The 16,378-nt window shown below is 69.1% G+C and carries 11 protein-coding genes and 1 pseudogene; 2 read left to right on the plus strand and 10 right to left on the minus strand.

Annotation, left to right across the window (positions count from 1 at the left end):
* Nucleotides 1–64 precede the first annotated feature (64 nt).
* Nucleotides 65–1,564: a CoA-acylating methylmalonate-semialdehyde dehydrogenase gene (locus PI990_RS04170; protein ID WP_271659903.1), complete on the plus strand. Its 1,500-nt coding sequence runs from the start codon at nt 65–67 to the stop codon at nt 1,562–1,564.
* Between the two features lie 402 nt (nt 1,565–1,966).
* Here the strand turns inward: PI990_RS04170 and PI990_RS04175 are convergent.
* The 4 genes and pseudogenes from PI990_RS04175 to PI990_RS04190 form a co-directional block, all read right to left on the minus strand.
* Nucleotides 1,967–2,500 (minus strand): annotated as a pseudogene (locus PI990_RS04175) (REP-associated tyrosine transposase).
* Between the two features lie 305 nt (nt 2,501–2,805).
* The gene (locus tag PI990_RS04180) at nt 2,806–3,255 is read right to left on the minus strand and encodes a BRO-N domain-containing protein (protein WP_271659905.1); all 450 of its coding nucleotides are present in this window, start codon (nt 3,253–3,255) and stop codon (nt 2,806–2,808) included.
* 565 nt (nt 3,256–3,820) lie between these two features.
* On the minus strand, nt 3,821–7,090 hold the full coding sequence (locus PI990_RS04185; RefSeq protein ID WP_271659906.1) for a carboxyl transferase domain-containing protein: 3,270 nt from the start codon (nt 7,088–7,090) through the stop codon (nt 3,821–3,823).
* Nucleotides 7,087–8,778 carry an AMP-binding protein gene (locus tag PI990_RS04190; protein ID WP_271659907.1) on the minus strand — a complete coding sequence of 564 codons (1,692 nt, stop codon included), beginning with the start codon at nt 8,776–8,778 and terminating at the stop codon, nt 7,087–7,089. The genes PI990_RS04185 and PI990_RS04190 overlap by 4 nt, the downstream gene beginning before the upstream one ends.
* Before the next feature lie 219 nt (nt 8,779–8,997).
* Between PI990_RS04190 and PI990_RS04195 the strand changes: the two genes are divergently transcribed.
* Nucleotides 8,998–9,894, plus strand: a complete 897-nt coding sequence (locus PI990_RS04195) for a phosphatase PAP2 family protein (RefSeq protein ID WP_271659908.1) — start codon at nt 8,998–9,000, stop codon at nt 9,892–9,894.
* A 22-nt stretch (nt 9,895–9,916) separates the two neighbouring features.
* Here the strand turns inward: PI990_RS04195 and PI990_RS04200 are convergent, their stop codons facing one another.
* The 6 genes from PI990_RS04200 to PI990_RS04225 all read right to left on the minus strand — a co-directional run bounded on the left by PI990_RS04200 (nt 9,917) and on the right by PI990_RS04225 (nt 16,361).
* Nucleotides 9,917–10,306 (minus strand): cupin domain-containing protein, encoded by a 390-nt coding sequence (locus PI990_RS04200; RefSeq protein WP_184489581.1) that lies wholly within the window; start codon nt 10,304–10,306, stop codon nt 9,917–9,919.
* Nucleotides 10,307–10,450: 144 nt separating this feature from the next.
* Complete coding sequence (locus PI990_RS04205) at nt 10,451–11,818, minus strand: OprD family porin (RefSeq protein WP_271659909.1); 1,368 nt, start codon at nt 11,816–11,818, stop codon at nt 10,451–10,453.
* A gap of 29 nt (nt 11,819–11,847) precedes the next feature.
* Complete coding sequence (locus PI990_RS04210; protein WP_271659910.1) at nt 11,848–12,636, minus strand: inositol monophosphatase family protein; 789 nt, start codon at nt 12,634–12,636, stop codon at nt 11,848–11,850.
* A gap of 14 nt (nt 12,637–12,650) precedes the next feature.
* Complete coding sequence (locus PI990_RS04215; protein WP_271659911.1) at nt 12,651–13,643, minus strand: extracellular solute-binding protein; 993 nt, start codon at nt 13,641–13,643, stop codon at nt 12,651–12,653.
* 19 nt (nt 13,644–13,662) lie between these two features.
* A complete protein-coding gene (locus PI990_RS04220) occupies nt 13,663–15,294 on the minus strand; it encodes an ABC transporter permease (protein WP_271659912.1) in 1,632 nt (543 codons plus the stop codon).
* Nucleotides 15,291–16,361, minus strand: a complete 1,071-nt coding sequence (locus PI990_RS04225) for an ABC transporter ATP-binding protein (protein ID WP_271659913.1) — start codon at nt 16,359–16,361, stop codon at nt 15,291–15,293. Before PI990_RS04225 ends, PI990_RS04220 begins: the two co-directional genes overlap by 4 nt.
* Nucleotides 16,362–16,378 lie beyond the last annotated feature (17 nt).

Below are 16,378 nucleotides of genomic sequence, written 5' to 3' on the forward strand. Positions count from 1 at the left end.
CGGGTGCGCAGCCGCTGCCCGCGCCCCAGGACCACCCCGACAAAGCCCTACAAGAGAGATGACCATGAGCACCATCCAGCACCTGATCCACGGTGAGCTCGTTACCGGCGAAGGCCGCACGGCCGACGTGTACAACCCGGCCACCGGCGAATCCACCCGCAAGGTCGCCCTGGCCAGCCGCGCCACCGTGCAACAGGCCATCGACTCGGCCAAGGCCGCCTTCCCGGCCTGGCGCAACACCCCGCCGGCCAAGCGCGCCCAGGTGATGTTCCGCTTCAAGCAGCTGCTGGAGCAGAACGAAGCGGAAATCTCCCGCCTGATCAGCGAAGAACACGGCAAGACCATCGAAGACGCCGCCGGTGAACTGAAGCGCGGTATCGAGAACGTCGAATACGCCAGTGCCGCCCCGGAAATCCTCAAGGGCGAATACACCCGCAACGTCGGCCCGAACATCGACGCCTGGAGCGACTTCCAGCCGCTGGGCGTGGTCGCCGGCATCACCCCGTTCAACTTCCCCGCCATGGTGCCGCTGTGGATGTACCCGCTGGCCATCGCCTGCGGCAACTGCTTCATCCTCAAGCCCTCCGAGCGCGACCCGAGCTCCACCCTGCTCATCGCCGAACTGCTGCACCAGGCCGGCCTGCCCAAGGGCGTGCTGAACGTGGTGCACGGCGACAAGGAAGCCGTGGACGCCCTGATCGAAGCGCCGGAAGTGAAGGCCATCAGCTTCGTCGGTTCGACCCCCATCGCCGAATACATCTATGCCGAAGGCACCAAGCGCGGCAAGCGCGTCCAGGCCCTGGGCGGTGCCAAGAACCACGCCGTGCTGATGCCCGACGCCGACCTCGACAACGCCGTCAGCGCGCTGATGGGCGCTGCCTATGGCTCCTGCGGCGAGCGCTGCATGGCCATCTCCGTGGCCGTGTGCGTGGGCGACCAGATCGCTGACGCGCTGGTGCAGAAGATCGTCCCGCAGATCAAGGGCCTGAAGATCGGCGCCGGCACCAACTGCGGCCTCGACATGGGGCCGCTGGTCACCGCCGCCGCCCGCGACAAGGTGGTCGGCTACATCGACGACGGCGTCGCCGCCGGTGCCGAACTGGTGGTGGACGGCCGCGGCTACCGCGTCGCCGGCCATGAAGACGGCTACTTCGTCGGTGGCACCCTGTTCGACCGCGTCACCGCCGACATGCGCATCTACCAGGAAGAAATCTTCGGCCCGGTGCTGTGCATCGTCCGCGTCGGCAGCCTGGAAGAAGCCATGCAACTGATCAACGACCACGAATACGGCAACGGCACCTGCATCTTCACCCGTGACGGCGAAGCCGCCCGCCTGTTCTGCGACGAAATCGAAGTGGGCATGGTCGGCGTCAACGTGCCGCTGCCGGTACCGGTCAGCTACCACAGCTTCGGTGGCTGGAAGCGCTCCCTGTTCGGCGACCTGCACGCCTACGGCCCGGACGGCGTCCGCTTCTACACCCGCCGCAAGGCCATCACCCAGCGCTGGCCGCAACGCGCCAGCCACGAGGCCGCGCAGTTCGCGTTCCCGAGCAACAACTCCTGAGTGATCGGGTGAGATAAGAAAAAGGCCAGTCGAGAGACTGGCCTTTTTTGTTTCCCTTCCAATGCGGCATGTGCCTGCTCATTGGGTGATGGGTTTCGCCAAGCTTTACCCATCCTACGAAGATGAATTGGCGCCGCCGTAGGATGGTTAGAGCACCGCGAAACCCATGCTGCCGGCCCGGCACCGGAGCCAGGTCTGTGCCCGGAATTGATGGGTTTCGCTTCGCTCTACGCCATCCTACGGAGGTGCTTCGGTGTCTAGGTGTCTTTGTAGGATGGGTAGAGCACCGCGAAACCCATGCTGCCGGCCCGGCACCGGGGCTAGATCTGTGCGTGGAATTGATGGGTTTCGCTTCGCTCTACGCCATCCTACGAAGATGTATTGATGGTCGATGCCTGCGTTTCACCACTCCCCCACGCTGCCTTCCATTTCGTCTTCAGCGCCCGCCCAGTTTGCCGGCAGGATGCCCGCCTTCACCTATTGATGAAACGACGACCAAGGCCAATCGGCCACCCGCTCGACGTGCCCGTGCTTGCGTGGGTTGTGGTGGATGTAATCCACATGGCGGGCGAAGTCTTTGTCGTCACGGATGCGGTGCTCCCAGAACCGCCGTTGCCAGATGCCGCGCTCGCCCTTGTACTTGCGGCTGTCGGAGTGCGGCTCGCCATAGGGCAGTGCCCGGGAGAAGCCACTCTTGATCAGACGCCAGCGCAGGGCGTAGTTGGCATCACCGGGTGGCAGTGTGCACAGCGCATGCAGGTGATCCGGGAGGATGACTATGGCATCGATGCGCCACGGGTGGCGCTTCATGCCGGCGCGAAAGCTGGCACGCAGCAGATCGATGTGATCGGTGAGCAGGCTGCTGCTGCGGTCGGCCAGGTTGAGGGTGAAGAACCAGGTAGCGCCTGGTGTGTGGTCGCGGCGGTAGTTGGTCATTGGCGGGCGTCCTTGCCTGAGGATGGACGTGCCCATCCTAAGAACGCCTTGTTCTCTCAGTGGCTGGTGGGCGTGACCGATTCGTCCTGAAACCTTGTGGCTGATGGGTTTCGCTTCGCTCTACGCCATCCTACGGAGGTGCCTAGGTGCCTCGGTGTCTTTGTAGGATGGGTAGAGCTCCGCGAAACCCATGCTGCCGGTCCGGCACCGGAGCCAGGTCTGTGCCCGGAATTGATGGGTTTCGCTTCGCTCTACGCCATCCTACGAAGGTACCTCTACGCTGCCGAGGAATAGCCTGGTACTCGCTAGAGCCCCAGGTAGCGCGGCACCTTCTCCCACTGCATCCACAATTCGCCCTGCCATTCCAGCAACAGCAGCCGTTCGCTCTGCCAGCCGATCCATACGCGGCGGGGTGCGTGGGTGGGGGCGTCTTGCTGGTCGCGCAGGGTGGGGATCACCTCGCGGGTGAGCCATTCATCCAACTGCTGGCATTCGGGGTGGCCGAAGCGGATGAGCGCCTTGTAGAGGCCGGCTTCGTTCATCACGTCGATCGTCTCTTCGCTACCGCTGCTGCGGTGCAGGCGGATGCGGCGGGTTTCGTGTGGCTTGAGGCGGCGATGCAGGGCCTGTGGATGGTGCAGGCCCAGCAGGCGGGCGAAGTCGTAGGTGGAGAACCAGGGCTGGTTGTCGATCATCACACCGCGCAGGGGGCGGTCGTGGCGGAGGAAGGTGGTGGGGATGTAGGCGTCATGCATCGTGTAGCTCCCGTGGTCGGTTAAGGAGCTGCCACCTACGTCGTCATCGAAAGGGTGGCAGACCGCAACGGGGTTGACGAACCGGACCACGACCGGCAGACCGCTAAGGGTCTCCCCGCGCGGTCTGCCATGGAGGGCGTGCAGTTTAAAAAACTGCGCGCTGCACAGGTGCCACGGGAAACGTCCGTTGTTTCCCGCCGGCACCGTAGGCAAAACACGCATGTGGTTCAGGTCGTCAAACCCGATCGCGGGATTGACCGCGACCGGGTGAACGTAGGGAGCGGGGCGGGGGCGAACAAGGGGTTGCGGTGGGTTTGGGAAATTTCCGCGTGATGCTTGGGCGTTGGGCACTGCATGCCCTTTCGCGGATGAATCCGCTCCCACGGAGGGCTGTGCCGTGCGCACCGCCGCAGGGTGTTTCCGGCGAGCCCTTGGGTCGGTTCATGGGCTCGGCATCGGAGTCGATCCGTGCCCCGTTGGTGGATGGAAAGAGCGCCATCCACCCTACGTACAGCCCAGCCCGGTGCAGAACTGTGCGAATTCATTCGCGATGGGTTGGCTCGGCCTACCAGGTATCCACGAACGGGCGCTTGCGGCCTTCCCGTGGGGTGGGTTTCGGCGCGGTGTTGAGGCCGCGTAGGAGCCAGGCGCGGGTTTCTTCCGGGTCGATGACGGCGTCGATCTCGAGGAAGCTGGCCATGTTGATCGCCTTGCCGTTCTGGTAGGCCTTGGCGACCATCTTGTCGAACAGCTTCTGCCGCTCTTCGAGGTTTTCCACAGCCGCGAGCTCCTTGGCGAAGCCCAGGCGCACGGCGCCCTCCAGGCCCATGGCGCCGAACTCGCCGCTGGGCCAGGCGATGGTGAACATCGAGGAGTGGAAGCTGCCGGCGGCCATGGCCTGGGCGCCCAGGCCGTAGCCCTTGCGCAGCACCACGGTGAAGAAGGGCACCGAGAGGCTGGCGGCGGCGACGAACATGCGCGAGACGTGGCGCACCGTGGCGTGTTTCTCAGACTCCGGGCCGACCATGAAGCCGGGGGTGTCGCAGAGCGAGACCATGGGGATGTCGAAGGCATCGCACAGCTGCATGAAGCGCGCGGCCTTGTCGCCGGCCTGGGCGTCGATGGCGCCGCCCAGGTGCATGGGGTTGTTGGCCAGGAGGCCGAAGGGCTTGCCTTCGATGCGGATGAAGGCGGTGATCATCCCCGGGGCGAACTGGCGGCGCAGCTCCAGCACCGAGCCCTCGTCGGCCAGCTGGCCGATCACCGCGCGGATGTCGTAGACGCGCAGGCGGTTCTCGGGGATCGCATGGCGCAGCTCGCGCTGGTCGGCGCATTGCCAATCGCTGACCGTGCCCTGGAAGTAGGAGAGGTAGCGCTTGGCGACGTCCACCGCTTCGGCTTCGTCTTCCACCAGCACGTCGATCACGCCGTTGGGGCCCTGCACCGAGGTGGGGCCGACCTCCTCGGCCTTGAAGCTGCCCAGGCCGCCGCCTTCGATCATCGCCGGGCCGGCCATGCCGATGCTGGCGTTGCGGGTGGCGATGATCACGTCGCAGCAGCCGAGCAGCGCGGCGTTGCCGGCGAAGCAGCGGCCGGAGACGACGCCCACCACCGGCACCAGGCCGGAGAGCCGCGCCATGGCGACGAAGGTGTGGCAATCCAGCCCGGCCACGCCGACGAAGTCGGTGTCCCCCGGCCGGCCGCCACCGCCTTCGGCGAACAGCACCAGCGGCACGCGCCACTGTTCGGCGAGGCCGAGCATGCGGTCGGTCTTCTTGTGGTTCATCACGCCCTGGGTGCCGGCGAACACGGTGTAGTCGTAGGAGATGGCCATGCAGCGCGCGGCCTCGTTGCCGAACTGTGCGGCGTTGACCGTACCGAGCCCGGCCACCAGGCCGTCGGCCGGGCTTTGCTGGATCAGCTCTTCCAGCGAACGGCGGCGGCGCTGGGCAGCCAGGGCCAGGGCGCCGTATTCGATGAAGCTGCCGGCGTCGAGCAGGTCGTCGAGGTTCTCGCGGGTGGTGCGCTGGCCGGTCTTGCGGCGGCGCGCCACGGCGTCGGGGCGGCGCTCGTCGCGGGTGATGGCATGGCGTTCGAGCACCTCGGCGAGGTCGGCGCGGATGTGCGCCAGGTCGATGCTTTCTTCGCTGGCCACGGCATCGCCGCTCACCTCTGCCGGTTCCAGGTAGAGCAGCGCGGCGCCTTCGAACAGGGCGTCGCCGGGGGCCACCGGCAGGGCGCGGACGATGCCGCTGTGGCTGGCCTTGACCACGAACTCCATCTTCATCGCTTCCAGCACCGCCACGGCCTGGCCGACGGCGATGGCGTCGCCCTCGGCCACGTCCAGGCTCACCAGCACGCCCTGGCTGGGGGCGTTCAGGGCGATGCAGCCGGCCGGTACGTCGGCCACGGCGTTGTGCGCGGCCTGGCCGCTGGTACCACTGACGAACAGGTGCGGGTGGGCGGCCTGTTGCGGGGCCAGCAGCTCGGCGATGTGCTGCTCGATGAAGCGGGTGCTGACGCGGTTGTCCGCCAGCTCCGGGCGGCGCAGCAGGTTCTGCAGGAAATGGATGTTGCTCGCCACGCCCTCCAGGCGGAATTCGCAGAGGGCGCGGTAGGCACGGCGCAGGGCGCTGGGGAAGTCCTCGCCCTGGACGATGACCTTGGCCAGCAGGGAGTCGTAGCTGGGGCTGGTGGCGTAGCCGGCGTACCCGTAGCCGTCGACGCGGATGCCGGCGCCGCTGGGCGGTTCGTAGGCGCTGATGACGCCGCCGGCCGGGCGCGCACTGCCGTCGGCCTGCATGGTTTCCAGGTTGACCCGCAGCTGCACGGCAAAGCCCCGTGGCGCGGCGGGCTGTGCCAGGCCCAGCTCGGCGAGGCGGGCGCCGGCGGCGATGCGCAGCTGCGCCTGCACCAGGTCGACGCCGGTGACGGCCTCGGTGATGCAGTGTTCCACCTGGATGCGCGGGTTGGCCTCCATGAACACGAAGTCGCCGCGCGCGTCGTCTACGAGGAATTCGAAGGTGCCGATGCCACGGTAGGAAACCGCGCCGGCCAGGGTCAGGGCGGCGTCGAGGATGCGCTGGCGCAGCGCCAGGTCGAGCCCCGGTGCGGGGGCGATTTCGATGACCTTCTGGTTGCGTCGCTGCAGGCTGCAGTCGCGCTCCCACAGGTGGCTGACCGCTTCACCGTCGCCGACCACCTGCACCTCGATGTGCCGGGCCTGTTCGATCAGCCGCTCGACGTAGAGGGCGTCGCTGCCGAAGGCGCCGCGTGCTTCCGATTGGCAGCGGGCGTAGGCCTCCTCCAGCTCGGCCGCCTCGCGCACCGGGCGCATGCCGCGGCCACCGCCGCCGGCCAGGGCCTTGAGCATGATGGGGCCGCTGTCGAGAAAGGCGCGGGCCTCTTCCAGGCTGGTGGCGCGGTTGCTGCCGGCGGCCAGGGGTACGCCGCAGCGCTCCGCCAGTTCACGGGCACGGGCCTTGTCGCCGAAGGTGTCGAGGGCGTCGGCTGCCGGGCCGATGAAGCGCACGCCGGCCCCTTCGCAGAGGCGGGCGAAGGCGGCGTTCTCGCTGAGGAAGCCGTAGCCCGGGTGCACGGCGTCGCAGCCGTTGGCCAGGGCGGCGTCGAGCAGCTGCTGCATGTCGAGGTAGGCGGCCGCGCCACGGCCCTTGAGCGCCACGGCCTGGTCGGCCTTGCGCAGGTGCAGGGAGGCGGCGTCGTCCTCGGCGAACACCGCGACGCTGGGGATGCCCAGCTCGGCGGCGGCACGGGCGATGCGGATGGCGATCTCGCCACGGTTGGCGATCAGCAGGCGGGTGATGGCTCGGTTCACAGCAATGCTTCCAGTTCGTTCTTCTTGACCTTGCCGGTGGCGGTCATCGGCATGGAGTCGACCAGACGGATGTCCGGCACCTTGTAGATGGCCATGGAGGCCTCGCACCACTCCAGCAGGCTGGCGCCGGTTTCGTCGCTGCCCGGCTTGAGCACGACGAAGGCGACGGGTTGCTGGCCGCGCTCCGGGTGCGGGCGGCCGAGCACGGCGCTGGCGAGGATGGCCGGGTGCTGGCCGAGCAGGGCTTCCAGCTCGCTGGGGAACACGCTCATGCCGTTGACCTTGAGCATTTCCTTGCGTCGGCCGAGGTAGCGGATGAAACCCTGCTCGCTGATCACGCCGAGATCGCCGGTGTGCAGCCAGCCGCCGCGCAAGGCTTCGGCGCTGGCCTCGGGGCGCTGCCAGTAGCCCTTGAGCAGGGAGGGCGAGCGCAGGCACAGCTCGCCTTCGCTGCCCAGGGGCAGCAGCTCGCCGGTGTCGAAGTCGCAGACCTTGAACTCGGTGCCCGGCACCGGCAGGCCGACGAAGGTGGGCTGGGCGCGCAGGTCGAAGTCGTCGTCCTGCAGGCCGGCGGTGAAGGTGTCGCAGGTGTGGGTTTCGGTCATGCCGAAGCTGAATTCGAACAGGGTGCAGCCGGTGAGCTCGCGCCAGCGGCGGCGGTAGTCGAGGGTGAGCTTCTTGACGAAGGAGATGGCGCCGACCTGGCGCAGGGAGGCGAAGTCGAATTCGCCCACGCGGGGGTGGTCCAGCACCTCGGCGGCGCTGTCCACCAGCAGGCCGCAGTGGCTGACGCGGTAGTGCTGCACGGCGGCCATGAAGGCCGGGGCGTCCCAGCGCGCCAGCAGCACCAGGGTGCAGCCGGCGAACACCGGGAACAGCAGGCCGGCGTTTTCCCCGGCGATCCAGAACTCGGGGAGGAAGTTGAGGGTGATGCTGTGTTCGTCCATGCCCAGCGCGGTGGGCACGAAGCTGGCGCAGGTGTAGAGCATGTCGCGGTGGCTGTGGATGCAACCCTTGGGCAGGCCGGTGGTGCCGCCGGTGTAGTTCAGTGCGGCGATGTCATCCAGCTGCGGGCAGTGCGCAGGCGTGGGCGCGGTGCAGGCGGCGAGGGCGGGGTAGAAGTCGATGACGTCGTCGCCCGTGACCTTCGGGGCGAACAGCAGGTCCGGCGCCGGAATCGTCGGCGTGGCCGGGCGCAGCTCGCTGAGGCTGGTGGCGATCACCTGGCGCAGGGCGGTTTCGCCACGCACCTGGCGCACCACCGGCAGCAACTGGTCGAAGCACAGCAGCACCTCGGCGCCGCTGTCGTTGAGCTGGTAGCTCAGCTCCAGGCCCTTGGACAGCGGGCTGACCGGGGCATGCACGGCGCCGCACTTGAGGATGCCCCAGAAGGCGATGTGCAGCTGCGGGCAGTTGGGCATGAACACCGCGACGCGGTCCCCCGGGCGCACGCCGAGTTCCACCAGCAGCGCGGCGCAGCGGTCGCTGAGGCGGTCCAGTTCCGCATAGTCGAGGGTGTGGCCGTAGAAGTGCAGGGCGGTCTTGCCCGGCTGGTGCCGTGCCCATTCGCGCAGGTACTCGGTCAGCGGCCGTTCGCCGAGGGGGTACTGCGGCTCGCGCGGGGTGCCGGTGGGCCAGGCGTCGTGCTGGAGCTGGCGCAGGGTGGCCAGGTACTGGTCTTGGTTCATCGGGGCCTCGCGCTGGTCTTGTCGTTGTGTCGCGGGATGGCCTTCATCCTAGACAGTCGCGCCCGTTGCAGGACCGATGTTCGCCCTGACGAATACCCCTCTCTCAGGGTGGCTGATGGAGCTTGCGCGTGTCGTGAGGGCTTTTGTCCTGATCGGACCTTGCCGCCAGGCGCGGGCTGCAGTATCTGTGGCGACCTTCCCCTGCCCTCAAGGACGACCATGAACGAATTGCTGCACAGCCTGGACTGGGTGCTGCCCTTGCGCAGCGACGCGCTGACGCCGCTGATGCGCTTCTTCACCCTGCTGGGGTACGAGAAGTTCATCCTCTTCTTCCTGCCCCTGGGCTACTGGGCCTGGCACCGCACGGTGTTCTTCCGCTTGCTGGTGCTGGTGGCGATCACCGCGCTGCTCAACGCCTGGCTCAAGGATTACTGGCAGGACCCGCGCCCGGACATCGCCCTGCGCATGGACCACGAGGTGGGCGAGAGCTTCGGCCTGCCCAGCGGGCACGCGCAGATCTCGGTGGTGATCTGGTTCTGGCTGGCCCTGGAAGTGCGCCGCCTGTGGTTCTGGCTGCTGGCCTGCACCCTGGTGACGGGCATCCTCTTCAGCCGCCTGTACCTGGGCGCCCATGATGTCGAGGACCTGATCGGCGGCTCGCTGCTGGGGGCCGCGACCCTGGGCTGCTTCGCCCTGGCGCAGCGCTGGCAAGGTTGGCGCGAGGCCCCGGCTCTGGTGCTGCTGATGCTGATCATCGCGGCCACCGCCCTGGCCTACTTCACCTGGCATGGCCAGCCGCCGAGCTACGTGCCGCTGCTGGCGGGGCTGATGATCGCGGTGCTGTACGGCTATCGCCACCTGGACTTCTCCATGGAGGTGGCGACCTGGCGGCGGGTGCTGGCGGCGACCATCGGCGCGCTGTCGTTCATTGGCCTGCAGTGGGGGCTCAAGCACATCGGCTTTGCCTTCTCCCTCGATGGCCAGGCCTGGCAGGCGTTCCGTGGCTTGGTGATGGGCGGCTTCGTCGCCGCACTGATGCCCTGGCTGCTGATTCGCCTTGGGCTGCTCAAGGCGCGCCGCGACGAGCCGGCCCTGGCGCTGGCCCAGCCCGTCTGAGGGGCGGGCCGGCAGCCCGCGGTCAGGCCGACTGGTTGGCCGGCGCCGGGTAGTGGGTGCTGCTCTCGGTGTGCCGCGGCACCACCGCCAGCACGGCGGCGTCGCGCCCCTGTAGGCGGTGCCAGAGGCCCCGGGGCACGACCAGGATGGAGCCGGCGCGGATCGTTTCCTGTAACAGGCCGATGGCGGCGAGCAGGGTGATGTCCAGCTCGCCCTCCAGCACCTGCAGCAGCTTGTCACCGTCGGGGTGGCGCTCCCAGGGCATCTCGCCGCTGAGGCGGCCCAGGTGGATGGCGCCCGCGCCGGGGTGGAAGGGCGTCAACTGGGTGAGCGGCTGGAGCTGCGGCTCCAGGGCCATGATCCGGCCGTTGCGGATGCCGTCGAGTGCGCTGTGGATATCGATCGCCTTCATGTGTGCCTCCAGGCTGGTTGACCAAGGTCGGGCAGGGCCTGGACGACGTTAACAGCGGGGCGGGTAGGGCGTGGCTGAAGCTCGGGTAGGACCGCAGCGAACGGCCCCGGCGCGTGCGCACCGGGGCCCTGTTGCGCATGCGCCCTAGAACAACGCCAGGCTGTAGCTGAGGAAGACCCGGTTCTGGTCGACGTCGGTGCTGGCCTGGCTGCGCAGGCTGGCGTTGCGCCAGGTGATGCCCAGGCCCTTGGCCGGCCCGGCCTGCACCACGTAGGCCAGGGTGAAGTCCCGTTCCCACTCTTGCAAATGCCCGCGTTCGGAGCGGATGCCGCTGCCCTTGAGGTAGGCGACGTTGCTGGTCAGCCCCGGCAGCCCCCAGGTGCCGAAGTCCACCCCGTACTGGGCCAGCCAGGTGCGCTCGCCGGCGCGGGCGAAGCTGTTCAGCTGGCGGTCGGTGATGAGGTAGACGTCGCTGCCGTTGCCCTGGTTGGGCTGGATGAAGTGGCTGTCGCCGCTCAGGCGCTGGTAGCCGGCGCCGAGGCTGTGGGCGCCGAGGCTCCAGTTGAACAGGGCGCTCCAGGCGCGGTTGTCCACCTTGCCGCGATGGGCGCCGCTCTCGCCGTTGCCGGGGCCGTAGTAGCCGGCGGCGGTGTAGCCCTCGGCGCGGCCGCTGTGGCTGGCGTTATGGCCCGTGGCGCGGGTGTCGAAGTGGCGCAGGTCGGTCTTCAGCGTACCCAGGGGCAGCACCTGCTCGTGGTTGAGGCCGAGGAAGTGCTGGCGATAGAAGTCCTCCAGCTGGCCCAGGTAGTACTGCACCTGCAACTGCTGGCTGACCTGGTAGTCCAGGCCGAGGAAGTCGAAGGCGTCGCTGTGGCGGGCCGGCGCCGCGCTGACGGCGTTGCCGGGCTTGCGCGGGCTGTTGGCGCCGTTGATGGAGAGGTCGTCGCGGTGGCTCTGGGCGCGCCCCTTGGCCTGGCGCAGGCGGCCGGCCAGCAGGGTGAGGTCGTCGAACTCGCGCACCGTCAGCTGGGCGCCTTCGAAGGTCTGCGGCAGCAGGCGCCCGTCGTTGGCCTTGATCACCGGCAGGCGCGGGATCAGGGTGCCGAACCGCGCCTCGCTGGCGCCGACCCGCAGCTTGGCGGTGAGCCCGAGGCTGCTGTATTCGTCGCGGGCGCGGCCGTCGTGCTCCAGGGGGAACAGGGCGCTGGGGGTGCGGGTCTGGTCGGCCTTGCCGGCGCGGCCACCGCCGTCCAGGCGGATGCCGAGCAGGCCGATGGCGTCGAGGCCGACGCCCACCGTGCCTTGGGTGTAGCCGGACTGGTAGTCCAGGCGCAGGCCCTGGCCCCATTCCTCGGTCTGGCCGGCGTGGCCGTCGCGGTTGTCCTGGTTGAAGTAGAAGTTGCGCAGCGCCAGGGTGGCGTGGCTGTCGTCGATGAAACCGTCCGCCTCGGCCAGGCCCATGGCGAGGGCCAGCGACAGGGCGAGGGGGATGCGGGGATGGATGGCGGTCATGGCGTGTCCTCCTTGTGACCTTGGGTGGTTCAGGCCTGGTGCAGGCGCTCCAGGGCCTGGCGGTGCAGCTGGGGATCGCCGGCGGCCAGCACGCTGCTGCCGGAGCCAAGGCCGAGCGGGCGGCCCTGCCAGTCGCTGATCACCCCGCCGGCGCCTTCGATGACCGGCACCAGGGCGCAGTAGTCCACCGGCGCCATGCCGCCGCCGTCGGCCACCAGGTCGATGCGCCCCCGGGCGAGGTTGGCGTAGGCGCTGCAGGCGGCACCGTAGAGGCGCCAGCGGGTGGCGTCGCGCAGCCGGGCGAAGGCCGCCAGGTGTTCGGCCGGCAGGCTTTCCGGGTTGCTGCTGGCCAGCAGCGCGCGGGCCAGCTCGGTGCAGGGGCGGGTGCGCACTGGCTGGCCGTTGAGCCGGGTGGGCTGGCCTTCCACGCCGACCCAGCGCAGGCCGGCGATGGGCAGGTCGACCACCCCCAGCACCGGGCGCCCGTCGCGGCACAGGGCGATCAACGTGCCGTACACCGGCACCCCGGCGATGAAAGCCTTGGTGCCGTCGATGGGGTCGAGCACCCAGCTGTATTCGGCGTCGCGCTGGTGGTCGGGGTATTCCTCGCCCACCACGCCGAACTCGGGCGTGTGGTGGGCGATGGCCTCGCGCAGTTCCTGCTCGATGGCGCGGTCGATGGCAGTGACGGGGCTGGCGTCGTCCTTGTCCTCGAAGGGCTGGCCGTCCTCCTGGGCGGCCTGCCAATGGGCCTGCAGGCGGGCGCGGGCGAGGTCGGCGAGGTGTTCGGCTGTGGCGCGGTGGTGGCTGGCGGTCATGTCCGGCTCCGGTGTCAGAGGGCTTTGTCGAGGCCTTTCCAGGCGCTGAGGAAGGCGTCGCGGCCGGCGATGGCGGCCTGCTCGTCGGTGGGGAAGACGGCGATGTCCTTCAGCTCCGGCAGCTCGACATGGGCGCTGACCTCGATGTCGCTGCGGCTCGGCCGGCGGTAGGCCTGCTCCAGCAGGGCGACCTGGGTGTCGCGGCTCAGCAGCAGGTCGTAGAGGCGCTTGCCGGCCTCGGGGTTGGGGCCGTTCTTCACCAGCACCAGGGCCTCTTCGGTGACGAAGGTGCCGTCGGCCGGGTAGACCAGGCGGATCTCCCGCTGGCCGCCGGCGACATAGGCGTAGGCGTTGCCCTCGAAGGTCAGGCCGACGGCGTATTCGCCCTGGGCCACCTGGTTGAGCACGGCGCTGGAGTTGCGCGAGACCACCAGGTTGGCGGCCAGGCGGCGGAAGTCGTCCTCGCCCAGCAGCTGGCGCAGGCCCCAGAGCGCGGTGTAGGCGGTGGAGGTGGCGGTGGGGTCGCCGACGATGATCCGCCCCTTCCAGGCCGGGTCCAGCAGGTCGCGCCACTGGGTGGGCTCCTTGAGCCCGCCGAGCTGCTTGCGGTTCACCATCATCACCACCACCTGGATGTTGGCGGTGCTCCACAGCTGCTGCGGGTGCTGCTGTGCCTCGGGGATGGCCTGGGCCTGGGGCGAGCGGTAGGGCGCGTAGAGCGCGGTGAAGGCGCCCAGGGTGTTGGGCTGGGAACTCCAGAACACGTCGGCCCGAGCCGCCTGGCCCTCGGCCTCGATGCGCTTGAGCAGGGCGGCGCTGGAGCCGTTGACCACGCCGATCTTCAGGCCCGGGTCGAGGCGCTGGCCGCTGTCCAGCAGGGCCTGCACCGCCGAGTCGTTGTTGGTGGTGTAGAGCACCGCCTGCTCGCGGGCGAGGGCGGGTTGCAGCAGGTTGAGGGCGAGGGCGGCCAGCAGGGCGGGCAGCCGGTGCTTCCAGGTGGCGTTCATGGCGACTCCTTGGTGCGGTTCAGAAAACCTTGATGCGGAACACCCGGGTGGCGATGACCACCGGGACGAGGGTGAGCAGGACCAGCACCAGCCCGTAGGCCGCCGCCTGGCCCTGGAGGCCGGTTTCCACCAGGCGGAAGACCTGGATGGTGATGGTCTCGCGGCCGGCCGAGTACACCACCAGCGAGGCGCTCAGCTCGGCGACGATGGTGGTCCAGGTGAGCACCGCCGCAGCGGCGACGGCAGGCGCCATCAGCGGCAGCACCACCTTGAAGAAGGAGCGCAGCGGCGGCACGCCGAGGCTGATGGAGGCCTCCTCGATGGAGTCGGGGATGTTGTAGAGGGTGGCCGAGGCGCTGCGCACGCCGAAGGGGAAGCGGCGGATGACGAAGGCCACCACGATGATCGCCGCCGTGCCGCTGAGGGCCAGCGGGCCGCTGTTGAAGGTCATCACCAGACCGATGCCGAGCACCGTGCCGGACATGGCCAGGGGCAGCATGGCGAGGTAGTCGATGGCCGGGGTGAGCAGGTTCTTCTTCTTGATCACCAGGTAGCTGATGACCACGCTGAGCAGGATGCCCACCAGGGTCGCCAGGGCGCCGTAGGCCAGGGTGTTGAGGATGGGTTCCGGGCTGCGCAGCAGGACCCGTTCCAGGTTCTCCAGGGAGAACTGGCCCCAGTGCATCACCGGCCCCCGCGAGCGGGTGAAGGCGCTGGCCAGCACCGTCAGCAGCGGCAGCGAGGAGAGCAGGATGAACAGCGCCGTGGCCGCGCCCAGCAGCGCGCCACGTACCCCACGCAGGCGCTGGGCCGGGGCGCTGCGGCCCTGGACGATCTCGTAGCGCTTGCGCCCCACCAGCCAGCGCTGGAGGAACAGCACCCCGGCGACGATGGCGATGGACAGGGTGGCCAGGGCGCTCTGCAGGCCGGCGTTGGTGCCCATCTCGGAGACGAAGCTCAGGTAGGTGAGCACCGAGAGCAACTGCACCTTGCCGCCCAGCAGGGTGGCGATGGCGAAGTTGCCCACCACCAGGGTGAACACCAGCAGGCCGGAGGCCAGCACGGCGGGCAGCACCACCGGCAGCATCACCTGCAGGCGCGCCTTGGCCGGCGGCACGCCGAGGCTCTGGGCGGCTTCCTCCAGCTGGGCGTCGAAGCCGCGGATGGCGGCCAGGGTGCCGAGGTAGATGTAGGTGTAGTAGACCAGGCTCATCACCAGCACCAGGCCGGGCCAGCCGTAGAAGCTGGGCAGGGCGAGGCCGAGGTGGTCCTCCAGGGCGCGGGTGAGCAGGCCGTTGTTGCCGAGGATCATCAGCCAGGTCTGGCTGACGATCACCTCCGGGACCACCAGGGTGCACACCGGCAGCACCGCCACCAGCGCCTTGCCGGGGAAGTCGAAGCGCGCGGTGACGTAGGCCAGGGACACCCCGAGCACGCTGGCGCAGCCGGTCACCAGGGCGCCCAGCAGCAGGGTGTTGCCGAGGGCGCGCAGGTAGCGCGGGTCGTCCAGCAACTGGGCCCAGCCGCTGCCGCCGGCACCGGCCACGCTGCCGTGCAGCAGGTTGGCCAGGGGCCAGAGCAGGAACACCAGCAGCAGCCCCAGGGCGAACAGGGCGAGGAGCAACCAGGGGGAGGGCAGGCGCCGGTTCATTGGGCCACCACCCGGAGCTGTGCGGGGTCGAACTCCAGGCTCACCGGCTGGCCCTCGTGGAAGCCGTCGCCGTCGGTGCCGAAGCGGTCGACGTTGAGCTGCTGGGCGTCGGCCAGCTCGATGCGGTAGCTGGTGCGGTTGCCCAGGTACTGCTTGCGCCGCACCTGGCCGGCCAGGCAGTTGCCGAGGGCCTGCCCGGCGGGGCGCAGGCGGATGCTTTCCGGTCGCGCCACCAGGTGCACCTCGGGCTCGGGCAGCGCCGTCTCGGCACGTGCCTGCAGGGGCTGGCCGGCCACCAGTACGCGGATGCCGTCGTCGCCTGCCTGCTCCAGCACCCGCGCGGCCAGCAGGTTGGCCGAGCCGATGAAGTCGGCGGCGTAGGTGCTGGCGGGGGACTGGTAGATGGCCTGGGGGCTGCCCAGTTGCTCGATGCGGCCCTTGCGCATCAGGGCGATGCAGTCGGAGAGGGCCAGGGCCTCTTCCTGGTCGTGGGTGACGAAGACGGTGGTGATGCCGATCTCCCGCTGCAGGTCGGCGATGGCGGCGCGGATCTGCAAGCGCAGCTGGGCGTCGAGGTTGGACAGCGGCTCGTCCATCAGCAGCACCTCGGGCTCGATGGCCAGGGCGCGGGCCAGGGCCACCCGCTGCCGCTGGCCGCCTGAGAGAGCGGCGGGGTGGCGCTCGGCGAAGCCGCTCATGCCGACCCGCTCCAGGTATTCGCCCACCTTGCGGCGCACGGTCGCCGCGTCGGCCCGGCGGGCGCGCAGGCCGTATGCGACGTTGTCGAACACGGTCTTGTCGGGGAACAGGGCGTAGTCCTGGAAGACCATGCCGATGCCCCGGCGGTGGGCGGGGACCTGGGTCATGTCGACATCGCCGAAGGCCAGGCGCCCGCCGCTGGGGCGGATGAAGCCGGCGATCACCCGCAGCAGGGTGGTCTTGCCGCAGCCGCTGGGGCCGAGCAGGGTGAAGAAGCTGCCGTCGGGAATGTGCAGGTCAAGGCCGTCGATCACCCTGATCCCGCTGCCGTAGCTGACCTCCAGCTGGCTGATGCTGATGGATGACATCGCATTTCTCCGTTCGC

This window comes from Pseudomonas sp. TUM22785, from assembly GCF_028198105.1.
GTDB classification, from domain to species: Bacteria; Pseudomonadota; Gammaproteobacteria; order Pseudomonadales; family Pseudomonadaceae; genus Metapseudomonas; species Metapseudomonas solani.

What these genes read in the sequence shown, in the direction of transcription:
- PI990_RS04195 (WP_271659908.1), top strand. Translation starts at nt 8,998, where the DNA reads ATGAACGAATTGCTGCACAGCCTGGACTGGGTGCTGCCCTTGCGCAGC.
- PI990_RS04190 (WP_271659907.1), bottom strand. Translation starts at nt 8,778, where the DNA reads ATGAACCAAGACCAGTACCTGGCCACCCTGCGCCAGCTCCAGCACGAC.
- PI990_RS04205 (WP_271659909.1), bottom strand. Translation starts at nt 11,818, where the DNA reads ATGACCGCCATCCATCCCCGCATCCCCCTCGCCCTGTCGCTGGCCCTC.
- PI990_RS04170 (WP_271659903.1), top strand. Translation starts at nt 65, where the DNA reads ATGAGCACCATCCAGCACCTGATCCACGGTGAGCTCGTTACCGGCGAA.
- PI990_RS04200 (WP_184489581.1), bottom strand. Translation starts at nt 10,306, where the DNA reads ATGAAGGCGATCGATATCCACAGCGCACTCGACGGCATCCGCAACGGC.
- PI990_RS04220 (WP_271659912.1), bottom strand. Translation starts at nt 15,294, where the DNA reads ATGAACCGGCGCCTGCCCTCCCCCTGGTTGCTCCTCGCCCTGTTCGCC.
- PI990_RS04215 (WP_271659911.1), bottom strand. Translation starts at nt 13,643, where the DNA reads ATGAACGCCACCTGGAAGCACCGGCTGCCCGCCCTGCTGGCCGCCCTC.
- PI990_RS04225 (WP_271659913.1), bottom strand. Translation starts at nt 16,361, where the DNA reads ATGTCATCCATCAGCATCAGCCAGCTGGAGGTCAGCTACGGCAGCGGG.
- PI990_RS04210 (WP_271659910.1), bottom strand. Translation starts at nt 12,636, where the DNA reads ATGACCGCCAGCCACCACCGCGCCACAGCCGAACACCTCGCCGACCTC.
- PI990_RS04180 (WP_271659905.1), bottom strand. Translation starts at nt 3,255, where the DNA reads ATGCATGACGCCTACATCCCCACCACCTTCCTCCGCCACGACCGCCCC.